The organism is Asticcacaulis sp. DW145, assembly GCF_037101385.1.
GTDB classification, from domain to species: Bacteria; Pseudomonadota; Alphaproteobacteria; order Caulobacterales; family Caulobacteraceae; genus Asticcacaulis; species Asticcacaulis currens.
Map to the genome: position 1 here is coordinate 14679 of NZ_AP029025.1, position 13913 is coordinate 28591.

A 13913-nucleotide genomic window follows, 5' to 3' on the forward strand; every position below is an offset into this window, starting at 1 on the left:
ATTTAGAGCGAAATGGCGATTCCTCTTAAAGTCATTTTGCTCTAGTCGGAATAGTTGGTGGTCTTGGTACAGACGCGGCGGGAGGGACGATAGCCGCCCCAGATGGGGTCGCCCATTGCGCTGTCATAACGGGCGCCTTCATAACGCACGCTGTCGCAGTCTTCGTCGCGGTCGCGGTCCTTGCTGCGGTCACTGAAGTCAAGCGAGATGGACAGGGATTTCGACGTACCGCCGCGCGCATAGCCATAGCCATAGCCACGACCATAGCCATAAGGGGCGTATCCGTAGGCGTCGTCGTAAGCTGACGCCCCATAGCGACCATAGCCCGGCCCGTAGCCATAGCCGTAAGGATCGGCATAGAGATAGCTGTTCTTTCCGTGATCGGTCTGGCTGTAGGCTAGGCCCAGCGTGCCGGTTTCACCCACCGGGATCAGGGTCGCCACATAGGCGCTCTTATAGCCGCCGGTGCCGATGGAGACGCCCGCTTCGCCGTGAATCTGACGCTTTTGCGGGCCTGAATCCGCATCGTCGCGGCCCCACGAGGTCGGCTGACGGCGCTCAGGGGGGCGCGTCCCGTCCAGAGTCGACAGCACCTGCGCCTGCGTGGCCTTGGCCGTGTCTTCGGCGGTCACCGGCGTGACGCTGCCCGCAGGGGCCGGGGTGCCAAGGGCCACCTTGGGGCGGTTGGTGGCCACGATCTCATCATCCGCCGCGCACACCGACACAGGCGTGACGACCAGCGTAGCAAGGATCAGACCGGAAAGGGCGAGGCGTTTCAGGGGCATGAGGGGACTGTGAGACGGCTATGCAGCCAAATTAAGGCCGGTCTGTTTCGGGTTGATATTTACGCTTTACGGGGCGCGGCGGCGGACCCGCGACGGACGATGAAATAGTCGAGTTGTTGCGCCGCCGGGACGTCGCGCCCGTTGATGCGCTCCAGAAGCAGGCGCGTCGCCTCTTCGGCCAGCCCCTTCATCGGCTGATGCACAGTCGAAAGCGGCGGCCACACGCTGCTGGTGCCCGGCGCATCGTCGAAGCCGACGATGGAGACGTCTTCAGGCACCGACAGTTTCAGCTTGGCCGCCGCGGCCATGGCCCCGAAGGCGATATAGTCGGCGGCGGCGAACAGGGCGGTCGGGCGGTCGGCCTGCGACAGCAGGGCTTCGGCCTCGTCAAAGCCGTTATTGACGCGCACATCGCCGCGCACCACCCAGTCGGGCCGCGCCGCCAGCCCGGCCTCGGACAAGGCGCGCAGATAGCCAGCCTTGCGGTCGGCATTGGAGCCGCGCCCGCGCAGGTTTTCGATAAAGGCGATGCGTGTGTGGCCCAGTTCGATCAGCCAGCGCGTCAGCTCATAGCCCGCCGCTACATCGTCCATAAACACATAGGGGCTGCGCTCGAACTGCTGGACCGGGGAGATGCGCACCACGGGCACGCCCAGCTCGTCAAACAGGTCGATCATGGCCGCATCATCGCACACCGGCGGGGCCAGCAGCACACCGTCAAAGCGCGAGGTGGCCAGTTGCGCCTTCATCTGGGCGCGCGGCAGGTGGCGCAGTTCCGCCACCCCTTCGATAATCAGATGGTAGCCGGCCCGGTGACAGGCATCGAGCGCCCCGATCTGAAGCTCGTGCTGGTAATAGTGGGTGACCGGGCGCTCAAAAATCAGCCCGATCATATAGCTGCGCGACCCCGACAGGGCGCGGGCGGCGGGATTGGGCTTGAACCCCGTCTCGGTGATCAGCTTTTCGATCTCGGCGCGCTTGTCCGGCCGCACGCCCGACTGCTTGTTCAGCACCCGCGACACGGTTTTGATGGAGACGCCCGACAGGCGGGCCAGATCGACGATGGTGATACGGGACACGGGCACGCGCGCAAAAAATATGATAAAACAGGCTTAACCGCGATGCGTGTCCCTGTCCATAGCGGTGCGCGGGTGTGACCTTTATGTCGCGCCACATGACAACGTTGACGTATCGGCGCTTGCAGAGCGGTCAACAGTGCCCTAGTCTGACGAAAACCGCAAAAAAGCGGCACCACAGGGGAACGAAATGGCCGCAACAGACCGTCTATCCTTGCGCGAAAAGATCGCTTATGGCGCAGGCGACCTGGGTTTTAACTTCTACTGGACGACCATTTCGGCCTTTGGGTTGATCTTCTTCACCGACGTCTTCGGCCTCGATCCGCTGGCGGCGGGGACCATGCTGCTGATCAGCCGCGTCCTCGATGCCTTTGCCGATCCCATCATGGGGGCCGTGGCCGACCGCACGCGCAGCCGCTGGGGCCGCTTTCGTCCATGGATTTTCGGGGCCGCCGCGCCCATGGCGGTGCTGGGGGTCCTGTGCTTCTTCACCCCGCCCTTCGATCATGACGGCAAGCTGGTCTATGCCTATCTGACCTATAATCTGCTGATGATCGTCTATTCGATCGCCAACATCCCCTACAGCGCCCTGTCCGGCGTGATGAGCGCCGACGGGCAGGACCGCACCACGCTCAATTCCTTCCGCTTTGTCGGCGGCTTTCTGGGCGGCACCATCGTCACCTACGCCACGCCGCTGCTGGTCAAAAGTTTTGGCGGGGCCAATCCGGCGCAAGGCTGGCCGATCGTTATGGCCATCTACGGCGTAGCGGTCGTGGCCATCATGGCGCTGGTCGTCCTCAATACGCGCGAGCGCATCAGCCCGCCGCCGCAGCAGGCCTCCAGCCCCTGGCGCGATATCCGCGACCTGTTCGGCAACAAGCCGTGGCTGGTGCTGTTTGCGCTGGCTCTTGTCATCATGGTGACCATCACCCTGCGCATGGCCACCTCGGCCTACTATATGCGCTATGTGGTGGGGCGTGAGGACCTGATCGGGCCGTTCCTGACCTCTTACGGCGTGGCGCTGGCCGCTGGTGCGCTCCTGACGCCCATGATGACGAAAGGGATCGACAAGCCGCGCCTGATGATGATCCTGATGGGCGTCGTCGCCGTCTTGTCGGCCAGCTTTTTCGTCATCCCGCCGGATCAGATCGGGCTGATGTTCGGGGTGCAAATACTGATCGGCCTGTGTCTGGGGCCGAAATCGCCGCTGGCCTACGCCATGTATGCCGACGCGGCGGACTATACCGAATATCGCTTCGGACGGCGCGCCACGGCCATGACCTATGCGGCGGCGACCTTTTCGCAGAAGCTGGGCGGGGCGCTGGCCTCCTACCTGATCGGCGCGGGTCTGAAGGCCGTCGATTACGTCGCTAATGGCCCGCAGACCGTCGAAACCAAGGGCATTATCACCGTTCTGATGTCGCTGGCCCCGGCAGTGGCGGCCCTGATCTCGGTCGGGGTGTTGCTGATGTATAAGCTCGACAAGGCCAGCATGAGCGCCGTCTCCGCTGAACTGGCGCGGCGACGGGCGGCCTTGGAAGAGTGATTAACGAATCTGGTGGCGAAGATCGTACACACCGCGCCGCGCGGCGAGTACGGCCCCCATCAGGTCGAGGCTGATGCCCGAAAGGTCGGGCTGAAAGCCGTCAATATCGGCCAGTCGGGCGGCGACGAAGTCCACCACCTGCCTCAGGTCGCTGGCGCGCGCCAGTTCCTCGACCGGATCAAAGATCAGGTTGATGACCTGACGCCGCAACTCCGGGCGGAAGTCCGTCGAGCCCGCGTACAGGCGGACCATGTAGTCGATAATGCGGCTGAGGCCCGCCATCTCGTTCAGCAAGGGCGGACTGAACAGAAAGCGCCTGAACTCCACCGGCTCCGAGCGCGACAGGGCGGCGGCCACGACGAACAGCGCCGCTGTCCACACGCGGTCGCGGCTGTGACGCAGCAGGGGCATGTGGCCGTTCATCAGGCGGTCAAAGGCGGGCGTGTCGAATTTCGACAGCGTAATGCCGTTGAGGATCAGGGGTGCCAGTTGCGCCCAAGCTTCGCGACGGCGACCGGTCACCTTCTGCGGCTCCCACGGCTCCACCAGCAGCGCATCGACCAGATCGGCGATGTCGGACAGGGCGTCGGTGGTGGTAGCCACAGCGGGCGAATAGGTCATGAGGAGAGCTTTCAAAAAACCATTTCAGACAACAGGTGGATCAGTCGTTGGCGGCGATCAGTCGCCACTGCGCCGACTTGCCGGCGGCAAACAGACGCTGCATGGCCTGACGCACGCCGCGAATAGCCTCGCTGCGCTCGCTATGATGCGCCACGGGCTCACGGTCCTTGAGCACCTGCCAGAGCTGACCGTCAAAGCGCACTTCGAAGCGGGCCGGCACATGGGCATTGACCAGCCCGGCCTCACCCACGGTCGGCCACAGGGAATCCCAGGTGTCGGCGGGGAACAGGAGGGGGTCATGTGCAGGCTCCTTAGAGCGATGTGCGGAAACGGAGTTCGGCGAAGCTAAAAGTGTGAGCGGTTTCTGCAAAACATCGCGACAAAACAAAAATTTAGAGCGGAATGACGATCCCACTCAAAGTCATTTCGCTCTAGATCAAATAAAAAAGCCCGGCGGGGTCGCCGGGCTTCGCAGAGTCAGGCGGCCTGAAGATTGACCGCTGCCGCCTTGCCGCGGTCGCTCTGGACCTCGTAGGCGATCTTCTGGCCTTCGACCAGCATCCGCCAGCCAGCGCGTTCGATGGCCGAAATGTGAACGAACACATCATTGCCGCCGTCATCCGGCTGAATAAAACCAAAACCCTTGTTCGGGTTGAACCACTTTACAATACCGACAGCCATGTTGGCCTCCGTTCGCATATAGACGTGCGCCGTCTGCCCCGAAAACCGGGGCGTTCGAAAAAAGAAATGCTTGGGAGAGGCCAATACAGGCAATCAGACAAAGCGGTCTGTGTTTCGAGATTTTACTATAGCACAGCTTGAAATAAGTTTCGCCCCAAAAGCGACAGGGGCCTATTTTATTTTCGTTTAGTCTATCATTTCAGCGACAAGGCGGCGCAATTCTTCCGGCGTAAACAGGGGCGGCGTGGGAATAGGGCGCTCAGAGCGCATTGCGGTACGTGTGCAACGGTTTTCGGGATCAAAGGCGCGGTGAAGAGGGGCCGCAATGCGACCGTGACGGCCGTTCGGAGCCGTGGGGGTAAGAGATGTGTACATGATGTTCCTGTCCGCTGAGGGGCGGACTTAAAGAGGGTTGGAGCGCACTCGGCGTGGAAGCGGGCGCAGCCAGAACGAGAAGGGGGGATAAGGGTCAGGGACGGCGCTTCGCCAGTCCGGACACAAATCACCGTAAGCGCTCATTGCGGTTTTTCGGTGTCTTCAACGGCCGGATGCGATCAGCATCTTCGGACGTTTGTATCAGGTGACCGAATAGACCTCCGCCGCCACGTCTCGCAGCCGTTCGCGGAACCAGATCAGGGCCGGGTCGCGGCCGCGCAGGCGGTCCCACACCAGCACCAGCCGCATGGGCTCCGGTGCCAGGGGTGTGGGGCGGCAGACGAGGCCGAAACTGTCGGCCATGCGCTGCGCCAGCGCTGCGGACAGGGTGGTGAGAAGGTTGCTGTGGCCGACTGTGGCCAGCGCCGCCATGAAATAGGGAGTGGTCAGGGCGATCTGGCGCGACAGGCCCCGCGCCGCCAGCGCCGCGTCCAGCTCGGACTGGCCATCGCCGAAAATGCTGATGGCGGCGTGCGGGAAGCGTTCATAATCCTCCGGGGTGAGGGGCCTGTCGGCCAGCGGATGCCCCCGTCGCATCACCAGCGCCAGCCGGTCTTCCCCCAGCGGCAGGCTTTCGGTCCCGACGGGCAGGGGCGTCGTCTCCAGCGCAAAGGCGAGATCGAGCCGTCCCTGCTGCATCCGGGTGACCGTATCCGGGCCATAGGCCGAGACCTGCACGTCGATGCCGGGGGCCTCGTGCGCCAGCCGCGCCATCAGCGGCGGCAACAGCAGCACCGCGTGCACGTCCGAGGCCACCAGCCGCACCGTGCGACTTTCCTGCGCCGGGTCGAAGCCCGCCTCACGAAACAGACCGCGCAAGCCCTCAAGCGCTGCCGCCACCTGCGGGGCCAGCCGCTCGGCCTTCGGCGTCAGGGTCAGGCCGCCGCCAGCGCGGATCAGCAGAGGATCGTCGAACAGGTCGCGCAACCGCGAAAGGGCGCGGCTGACGGCGGGCTGGCTGAGGCCCACCTCCTGCGCGGCGTGGGTGACGTTGCGCCGCCTTAGCAGGGCTTCTAGCACCGGCAGCAGGTCGAGATCGACGGCGGCTAAATTCTTATTCTGCATAATGCTTATATAAATAATGCATTTTTGATATAGTTCAACCGGCCTTATCTTGGGGACAGTCACAGGAGTGTGTCATGTCCGAGAAAATCGTCATCTTTGGTTACGGCCCCGGTGGCCACAGCCTCACCGAACGTCTGGTCGCCGAAGGCCGCCGCCCCCTCATCACCCAGCGCAAGCGCCCCAAAGACCTGCCGCCGGGTGTGGATTTCATGGCGTCGGACGTGCTCGATGCCGCTGCCGTGCAGGCGGTGACGCGCAGCGCGACCCACATCGTCATCACCATCGGCTTTGAATATTCGACCGCCGTGTGGCGGCAAAGCTGGCCCGTGGCCATGACGAACCTGCTCAAGGCGGCCCGCGAGACCGGCGCGAAAACGCTCTTCTTCGATAATCTCTATATGTACGGACCGCAAAACGCGCCGATTTCGGAAACGACGCCCTATGCCCGCTGGGGCGGCAAGCCGGCGGTGCGCCGCGCTATCTCCGAGCAGTGGCAGACGGCGGCGGCGAAGGGCGAGGTGGTAATGAGCGCCCTGCGCGTGCCGGATTTCTACGGTCCCGGCGTCAGCAACAGCCATCTGGGCGATCTGGTCTTCGGGCGGCTGGCGCAGGGTAAGCCCGCGCAACTGATCGCCCCGCCGGATACGCCGCACGATTTCGCCTACATACCGGATGTGGCGCGCGCCATGGCCCTCTTGCTCGACCTGCCGGCGGCCGAATATGGTCAGGTCTGGCATATGCCGAGCGCGCCGACGCGCACGCCGCGTCAGTTGATCGCGCTGGGGGCTGAGGCGCTGGGGAAGCCCGCGCGGATCCAAGCCATCCCGCAAAGCCTGCTGCCCGTGCTGGGGCTGGTCACGCCTTTTATGCGCGAATTGCACGACATGCGCTTCCTGTTTGACCGCCCCTACCATATCGACGGGCGCAAGCTGACGCAGCGCTTCGGCTTTGAGGTGACGCCGTTTGAGGTGGGTATCGCGCAAACGGCGCTCAGCTATGGCCGGGTGGCCGCGCCTGGAGCGGCATGATTTTCAATGCCAGCCTCATGCCGCTTTAAATTTTTGTTTTGTCGCGATATTTTTGTCGAAAACCGCTCACACTTTTCGACCTATCGCTCTATTCCTTCTTGACGAACTCCGCCAGACGGCTGCTCAGCTCCTGCGCCGTGGCGCGCACCGTGTCGGAAATGCCGGCCACCCGTTCGGCGGACTTGCCGGTGTTTTCGGCATATTCGGCGACGCGGCCCATGGTTTCGGAGACCGACTGCGCCACGGCCCGCTGCTCCTGCGTGGCCGAGGCCACCGAATTGACCAGCTGGGTGATCTGTCCGATGCCGTTGATGACGCCGGACACCGTATCGACCGTCTTGCGCGTTTCGGCCTGAATGGCCTCGATGCGCTTGCCGATCTCCGAAGTGGCCTTAGCTGTCTGTTCGGAGAGGGCCTTGACCTCAGAAGCCACGACCGCAAAGCCGGCACCGGCGGCCCCGGCGCGCGCCGCCTCGATCGTCGCGTTGAGCGCCAGCAGCTTGGTCTGTTCGGCGATGGAGGACACGGTGGACACCACGTCCGAAATGCTGCCGACCGCACCGGTCAGTCCTTCGAGCTGATGCTTGGTGCCGATACTGGCGGTTTCGACCGCCTCGGCCTCTCTGGCCACGTCGGTGGTGCGCATGGCGACTTCGTGGATGGCGGTGGCCTGTTCCGACACCGCATTGGCGACGGTGCCGGTCAGGGTCATGGTTTCGCGGACATAGCCCGACAGCTCACCGGCCTGCGAGGTGACGGCATCGCCGACGCGCGTCATTTCAGCGACGGTATCTTCCATCCCCTTGGCCATGGCCACCCGGTGCGTTACCACGTACCAGACGAGCAGGGGTCTTCCGGCGATGCGGTTGATCTTCAGCTCCAGATATTCCGGCCCGACCTTGATCGTCGTCTGATGGCCGTCACTGCCCATGGCCTTCAGCATCCGGTGCTGATGCTCCGGCACCTTGTGGAAGACGTCGATCTTGGAGCCGATGATCTCATCGGCCTTGACGTTGATATATTGCTGGATCTTGCCCAACATGCGGATCGAAGCCTCATTGGCGTAGTCGATGACGAAGGTCTGCGGATCGCAGGTCATGATCGGTACGGGCAGCTTGTCCAGCGTCTCCAGCAGGCGAGCGATGCGTTCCTGCTGCGCCTTGCGGCTTTCGACGACGGTGGCGATCTTGATGACGCCGGTGACGCGGCCGTTGGTTTCGATGGGCGAATAGGTGGCCTGAAGCGTGACGCGCTTGCCGCCCTTACCCAGCCGTTCAAATTCATCCGAGCGGAAGCGTCCGGCCTTCAGATCGGCCCAGAAGGCGCGATAGTCGTCGCTGGCCGCATAGGCCTGATCGACGAACAGGCTGTGGTGCCGCCCGATGATTTCGCTGCGATTATAGCCCATGGCCTCGCAAAAGCGGTCATTGGCGTCTTCGATGGTCCCATCGGGCGTGAAGCAGATGATGGCCTGGGTCCGCGACAGAGCCTCATAGCGCGGGCGGTGGTCGGTCTTCGATTTAACGAGCATGGCAAAACCTTACGCAACTTCTGACGTAGCATTGTTACGCCGTTGGTAAAGCGCGCGTTAAAATCGAACGCTGCTTTTATAAAAAACTTATAAAGTTCAATTATTTATTTTACAACAAAGGAATTATACGTGCCGGGATTTGAGCTGGATCACCTTTCGCCCATTTTTTTTAGTGATGCCCCGGCGCATAGGGGAAGGTCAGGGATTTATAATAGTCGAGTGACTTTTCCGGCGCCGCCACCCCGGCGGGCAGTGGACGGCCCGACTTCGACTGGAAATAGGCGATAGAGGCGTCGCGCCACCATTTGGCTTCGCGCGCCTGTATGCGCAGGGTGCTGGCGATGGCCTCGAAGCGCTCGGCATCGACATAGGGCTTCATCGCCGCCCATGTCTGTTGCATCGCGGCGGCGTCCTTCGCTCCCTTGTCATAGGTGAGGACCAGTTCCTCCCACAGCGGGCGTCCGGAGCGCGTCCGGTAGTCCCACGACAGGTGGTGGAACCACAGGAGATAGCGCTCATCCATCGTCTTCGGATCGGTCCACGCCTTCTGCGCCTGCGGGTCGTACTGGCTCAGGGCATCAGAGCCGGTTTTGGTGCGGTCAAAGCCGATGCCGTTGGCGTCCGCCTTATGGTAATAGACCGGGTTCCAGTCGGGCCGGCCCAGATTATCGACCCACGGGCCGGGGCCGTAGTGGTGGCCCGTGTCCATCAGGTGATGCAGCCCCAGCGGCGTCATATAGTCCGCCACCGTCTCGCGCGAGCGCATCATCAGGGCGACGACGGGCGTCACAAAGCGCGGGTCGGGGGTGAAGGTCATCTTCGCCCATTCGGTCGCGATGTCGCGCGCCGAGCCTTGCGGGTTCCACGCCAGCCGCCCGAAGGCGTACCAGTTGGCCTGATCGAAGTGCGAACCGGACCAGTTGCGATCCGTGCCAATATTGGCCACGCCCGCCATACCGCTGAGGGCGTGATGTTCGCCTTCCACGACGCGGGCGACGCTCCAGCCCTTCTGGCCGTTCTGAAAAGTGTCGGCGCGCAGCGTTTCCTCGTAATACTGACCCAGATAGGCGAGATGGGTGGCAAAGCCCAGATACTCCTTGGTGATCTGGAACTCGACCATCAGCGGCGTTTTGGGCATGGCCCCGAACAGCGGATGGAAGGGCTCCCGCGGCTGAAAGTCGATGGCACCGTTCTTCACCTGCACCAGCACAGTGGGGGCGAATTTTCCATCATGCGGTTTGAACTCGCTATAGGCCTGCTTGTGGCGGTCGTCGGCGACCTCGGCCTTATAGACAAAGGCCCGCCACATCACGACACCGCGGTCCCCCAGCGCTTCGGCCAGCATATTGGCCCCGTCCTCGTGCGTGCGGCCGTAGTCCTGCGGGCCGGGCTGGCCTTCGGAATTGGCCTTGACGAGGAAGCCACCGAAGTCGGGGATTTTGGCGTAGATTTCATCCGCCTTGGCCTTCCACCAGGCGCGCACGGCGGGGTCGAGCGGATCGGCGGTCTTTAGACCCCCCAGTTCGATGGGGGCCGAAAAGCGCGCCGACAGATAGACGCGGATGCCGTAGGGGCGGAAGGTGTCGGCCAGCACCGCCGCCTTGTCGAGATAGGGCGCGGTCAGCGACGCCGCTTTGGCATTGACGTTATTCAGCACCGTGCCGTTGATGCCGATGGAGGCATTGGCGCGGGCATAGTCGGTGTAGCGCGGGTCCTTCAGGTCCGGCAGCCGCCACCAGTCCCATAGAGACGCGCCGGCATAGCCGCGCTCGACCGTACCGTCGAGATTGTCCCAGTGGTTGAGCAGGCGGAGTTTGACCTTGGGCACGTCGGTGGTGTCGGCGGTGGCCCCGGTCTGGACGTGCCGCAGATAAGCGAAAGCCCCGTACAGCAGGCCAATATCGCTGTTGGCGCGGATGCGCACGATCGGCTGGCCGTTCTGACGGCCGTTACGGATCGCATAGCCTTCGCGGCCCAGCGCCGCATCGGGCGTCGCATTCCGCGTCAGAACGACCGAGGGAGCGCTAACATTTCGGGCCACGGAAACCGTGTGCCCGGACAGGCCGGACAGGCCCCGTTGCAGCTCGGCCACCGCCGCGCTGACCGTGGGCGAGGGGGTGCCTTGAGCAACAATAGCACGAGGGAGGGTGTGGGCGCTGGCCACCGGCTTGTAGCGCAGCCACAGATCGTAACCGTCCTCGGCAAAGGCCGGGGCCGCCAGCAGACAGACAAGCGCGCACAGCGCGTGGATAAGCCTACGCATCTTCCCTCCTGTGGTGCCCCGCTTTGCGGGTGCGGTTTTTAAGTTCCTCCCCTGAAACGCCAGTTCGGCGAAGCCAAATCAGGGGGGGATGCCGCCGGAATCGACGGAGGTGGGGTAAAGCCTTGTCAGATTATCTGCATGATATCTGAAATGCCCCCACCACCACATCTCGCTCGCTTTGCGATCTCGTGCGGTCCCCCTCCCCAGCAAGCTGGGGAGGTATGATCTTTTACCAGTTAAACAGCGTGCCGTCCTGCAGACGATTCACCGGCAGGTAGGCGCGCTTATAGGGATACTTCGCCGCCAGGTCTTCGTCGATATCGACGCCGAGGCCCGGCGTTTCGGAGACCATCAGGTCGCCCTTGTCGAAATAATAGCCGTGCGGGAAGACCTCATCGGTTTCCGGCGTGTGGCGCATATATTCCTGAATGCCGAAGTTCGGGATCGAGACGTCGAAGTGCAGGGCCGCCGCCATGCACACCGGCGACAGGTCGGTCGCGCCGTGGCAGCCGGTGCGGACGTTGTACAGCTCGGCAAACGAAGCGATCTTTTTCAGGTGCGAAATGCCGCCCGCGTGGACGACGGTGGCGCGGATATAGTCGATCAGCTGGTTCTGGATCAGGTCCTTGGCGTCCCAGATCGAGGAGAAGATTTCCCCGACGGCCAGAGGCGTCGTGGTGTGCTGACGGATCAGTTTGAAATTGTCCTGATTTTCCGCCACGACCGAATCCTCCATCCAGAAGGGACGATAGGGTTCAAGGTCGCGCCCCAGACGCCCGGCTTCGATCGGCGTTAGGCGGTGGTGGACGTCGTGCAGCAGGTGGACCTCTTCGCCCAGGGCTTCACGCGCGGCGGCAAACAGCTTGGGCACCACGCGCATATAGGCCTCGGTGGACCAGACGTTTTCGGTCGGCAGGTCGGCATCGGCGGGCTCATAGAACATCTTGTCCTTCGACACGCCGTAGGTGGAGGCCAGCCCCGGCACGCCGCATTGCAGGCGGATGGCCTTATAGCCCATGGCCTTGTATTCCTGCGCCACCTCGATGGTGTTCTCGATAGTGGTGCCGTTGGCGTGACCATAGACCATGACGCCGGTGCGCGACCGGCCGCCCAGAAGCTGATAGACGGGCAGGCCGGCGATCTTGCCCTTGATGTCCCACAGGGCCATATCGACGGCGGAAATGGCCGACATGGTCACCGGACCGCGACGCCAGTAGGCCCCGCGATAGAGATATTGCCAGATGTCCTCGATCTGCTGCGGGTCGCGCCCGATCAGGCAGGGAATCACATGGTCTTCGAGATAGGAGACGACCGACAGCTCACGCCCGTTCAGCGTGGCGTCACCAATGCCATAGACGCCTTCGTCCGTCAGGATCTTGAGGGTGACGAAATTCCGGCCGGGGCAGGTGACAATGACTTTTGCCGATACGATCTTCATGAGACGGACGCCTTAAATTGGTATGACCTATTCAGTCCTTATTGCCGCTTTGCACGCCCGATGGCAAGCACAAACTGCGTGGGATCAAGCAGGTTTTCGATCTGAAGACAGGCTTAAACACCCGAAACTTCGTTACAAAAGCCATTAAAATTGTGATGTGCAGAGCTTTGCCCCACTTGGTTAAACTCGACTGTCTTATTGGTCAGGCCAAAAAGCGGCGCGACCTCCTGTCTTTTCCGTTTCAAAACGGCGGCTGATGGGGCATAGTCGGGCGAATCTGATAACGGTCCCATGTCTGATACTCGCAAACGCTATAAACGCATCGCCGACTCCATCGCCGAAGAAATCCGCTCCGGCGTCTATACGGCGGGCGACCGCCTGCCGACCGAGCGCGAGTTGGCGGTGCAGTTCAAGGTGAGCCGCCCGACCCTGCGTGAGGCCATGATCGCGCTGGAAATCCTGGGCTATATTGAAGCGCGCCAAGGCCATGGCATCGTGGTCAAGGCCGTGTCGCCCGATCCCCTGCCCATGTCCGATTCCGAGATCGGCGCTTTTGAGCTGATCGAGGCGCGCCGCCTGTTCGAAAGCGAGGTGGCGGCGCTGGCGGCCACCCTGATCAGCGATGAACAACTGGATGAGCTGAAAAAGCTGGCCCGGCGCATGGAAGACCCGTCTCCGGCCATTTCCGAACGCGCCGACCGCGAATTTCATATGCTGATCGCTCAGGTTACGGGCAACGGCGCCATTGTGTCCTCGGTCGAAAACCTGTGGGACTGGCGCTACCGTTCGCCACTGGCGCGCAATATTCTGGCGCGGACGGCCAATCTGGGCATGAAGGCGCGCGTCGCCGAACACAGCCAGATTATCGAGGCGCTGGAACAACGCTCCCCCGAGGCCGCACGTCAGGCCATGCGTGAGCATATGGACCGCGTGATCGAACACCTGCTGGCGACCACCGAACTGGTCGAGGTGGAAAAGGCCCGTGCCGCCGGTGAGGCGCGGCGCAAGGCGCTGGCCAAGCGGTTTCTCAAAGCCTGAAAACCGTAAGATCTGAAAAAAGCCTGCCCCTCGCGGAGCAGGCTTTTTTCAGGTCAACGCGTTGAGCGCCTTACGCCCGGCGACCGCGCAACATGCGGCTGAGCCCAATCAGCAGACAGGCCCCGATGACACCGGCGATCAGATAACCGATCACCCCGCCGAACGAGATGCCGAGGATGGCCAGAAGCCCGTTCGCCACGGCGGCCCCGATAACACCCAGCAGGATGTTCATGAACAGACCCTGTTCGGACTTCATCAGTTGCTCGGCGATCCAGCCGGCAAAGGCACCGACGATCAGGGCTGTCAGCCAGCCAATGGAATTTTCGTTCATAATCAGGCTCCTCGGTCTTTGGGGACAGGACGCCCCCTGTACTGAGCCCTACCCTCTCATTCGTCCGATAAGGCG

13 protein-coding genes are annotated in these 13913 nt (G+C 62.6%); 3 read left to right on the top strand and 10 right to left on the bottom strand.

The features are described from left to right. Window positions 1-41: 41 nt before the first annotated feature. Window positions 42-785 (bottom strand): hypothetical protein, encoded by a 744-nt coding sequence (locus AACH73_RS11365; protein ID WP_338735986.1) that lies wholly within the window; start codon window positions 783-785, stop codon window positions 42-44. 59 nt (window positions 786-844) lie between these two features. Then, a complete protein-coding gene (locus tag AACH73_RS11370; protein WP_338735987.1) occupies window positions 845-1864 on the bottom strand; it encodes a LacI family DNA-binding transcriptional regulator in 1020 nt (339 codons plus the stop codon). 187 nt (window positions 1865-2051) lie between these two features. On the opposite strand from AACH73_RS11370, the gene AACH73_RS11375 reads away from it, so the two are divergent. After that, window positions 2052-3407 (top strand): MFS transporter, encoded by a 1356-nt coding sequence (locus AACH73_RS11375; protein WP_338735988.1) that lies wholly within the window; start codon window positions 2052-2054, stop codon window positions 3405-3407. On the opposite strand, the gene AACH73_RS11380 is transcribed toward AACH73_RS11375, so the two are convergent. The 4 genes from AACH73_RS11380 to AACH73_RS11395 form a co-directional block, all read right to left on the bottom strand. Then, window positions 3408-4028, bottom strand: a complete 621-nt coding sequence (locus AACH73_RS11380) for a hypothetical protein (protein ID WP_338735989.1) — start codon at window positions 4026-4028, stop codon at window positions 3408-3410. Between the two features lie 40 nt (window positions 4029-4068). Further along, on the bottom strand, window positions 4069-4278 hold the full coding sequence (locus AACH73_RS11385) for a hypothetical protein (RefSeq protein WP_338735990.1): 210 nt from the start codon (window positions 4276-4278) through the stop codon (window positions 4069-4071). Between the two features lie 227 nt (window positions 4279-4505). After that, window positions 4506-4709: a cold-shock protein gene (locus AACH73_RS11390; RefSeq protein ID WP_013480794.1), complete on the bottom strand. Its 204-nt coding sequence runs from the start codon at window positions 4707-4709 to the stop codon at window positions 4506-4508. 576 nt (window positions 4710-5285) lie between these two features. Then, window positions 5286-6209 carry a LysR family transcriptional regulator gene (locus AACH73_RS11395; protein ID WP_338735991.1) on the bottom strand — a complete coding sequence of 308 codons (924 nt, stop codon included), beginning with the start codon at window positions 6207-6209 and terminating at the stop codon, window positions 5286-5288. Window positions 6210-6283: 74 nt separating this feature from the next. Between AACH73_RS11395 and AACH73_RS11400 the strand changes: the two genes are divergently transcribed. Beyond that, window positions 6284-7237: an NAD-dependent epimerase/dehydratase family protein gene (locus AACH73_RS11400; RefSeq protein WP_338735992.1), complete on the top strand. Its 954-nt coding sequence runs from the start codon at window positions 6284-6286 to the stop codon at window positions 7235-7237. 88 nt (window positions 7238-7325) lie between these two features. On the opposite strand, the gene AACH73_RS11405 is transcribed toward AACH73_RS11400, so the two are convergent. The 3 genes from AACH73_RS11405 to manD all read right to left on the bottom strand — a co-directional run bounded on the left by AACH73_RS11405 (window position 7326) and on the right by manD (window position 12469). Then, window positions 7326-8768 (bottom strand): methyl-accepting chemotaxis protein, encoded by a 1443-nt coding sequence (locus AACH73_RS11405; protein WP_338735993.1) that lies wholly within the window; start codon window positions 8766-8768, stop codon window positions 7326-7328. A gap of 169 nt (window positions 8769-8937) precedes the next feature. Beyond that, a complete protein-coding gene (locus tag AACH73_RS11410; RefSeq protein ID WP_338735994.1) occupies window positions 8938-11031 on the bottom strand; it encodes an alpha-glucuronidase family glycosyl hydrolase in 2094 nt (697 codons plus the stop codon). A 229-nt stretch (window positions 11032-11260) separates the two neighbouring features. Beyond that, window positions 11261-12469: a D-mannonate dehydratase ManD gene (gene manD, locus AACH73_RS11415; RefSeq protein ID WP_272742436.1), complete on the bottom strand. Its 1209-nt coding sequence runs from the start codon at window positions 12467-12469 to the stop codon at window positions 11261-11263. A 291-nt stretch (window positions 12470-12760) separates the two neighbouring features. On the opposite strand from manD, the gene AACH73_RS11420 reads away from it, so the two are divergent. Beyond that, window positions 12761-13507, top strand: coding sequence for a FadR/GntR family transcriptional regulator (locus AACH73_RS11420; protein WP_272742437.1), 747 nt, complete (start codon window positions 12761-12763; stop codon window positions 13505-13507). Between the two features lie 70 nt (window positions 13508-13577). Here the strand turns inward: AACH73_RS11420 and AACH73_RS11425 are convergent, their stop codons facing one another. After that, complete coding sequence (locus AACH73_RS11425) at window positions 13578-13838, bottom strand: GlsB/YeaQ/YmgE family stress response membrane protein (RefSeq protein ID WP_013480787.1); 261 nt, start codon at window positions 13836-13838, stop codon at window positions 13578-13580. Window positions 13839-13913: the final 75 nt, after the last annotated feature.

Bases quoted from the DNA above. Each gene is read 5' to 3' on its own strand.
- AACH73_RS11365 (WP_338735986.1), bottom strand. From the start codon at position 785: ATGCCCCTGAAACGCCTCGCCCTTTCCGGTCTGATCCTTGCTACGCTG.
- AACH73_RS11375 (WP_338735988.1), top strand. From the start codon at position 2,052: ATGGCCGCAACAGACCGTCTATCCTTGCGCGAAAAGATCGCTTATGGC.
- AACH73_RS11380 (WP_338735989.1), bottom strand. From the start codon at position 4,028: ATGACCTATTCGCCCGCTGTGGCTACCACCACCGACGCCCTGTCCGAC.
- AACH73_RS11390 (WP_013480794.1), bottom strand. From the start codon at position 4,709: ATGGCTGTCGGTATTGTAAAGTGGTTCAACCCGAACAAGGGTTTTGGT.
- AACH73_RS11395 (WP_338735991.1), bottom strand. From the start codon at position 6,209: ATGCAGAATAAGAATTTAGCCGCCGTCGATCTCGACCTGCTGCCGGTG.
- AACH73_RS11400 (WP_338735992.1), top strand. From the start codon at position 6,284: ATGTCCGAGAAAATCGTCATCTTTGGTTACGGCCCCGGTGGCCACAGC.
- AACH73_RS11405 (WP_338735993.1), bottom strand. From the start codon at position 8,768: ATGCTCGTTAAATCGAAGACCGACCACCGCCCGCGCTATGAGGCTCTG.
- AACH73_RS11410 (WP_338735994.1), bottom strand. From the start codon at position 11,031: ATGCGTAGGCTTATCCACGCGCTGTGCGCGCTTGTCTGTCTGCTGGCG.
- manD (WP_272742436.1), bottom strand. From the start codon at position 12,469: ATGAAGATCGTATCGGCAAAAGTCATTGTCACCTGCCCCGGCCGGAAT.
- AACH73_RS11420 (WP_272742437.1), top strand. From the start codon at position 12,761: ATGTCTGATACTCGCAAACGCTATAAACGCATCGCCGACTCCATCGCC.
- AACH73_RS11425 (WP_013480787.1), bottom strand. From the start codon at position 13,838: ATGAACGAAAATTCCATTGGCTGGCTGACAGCCCTGATCGTCGGTGCC.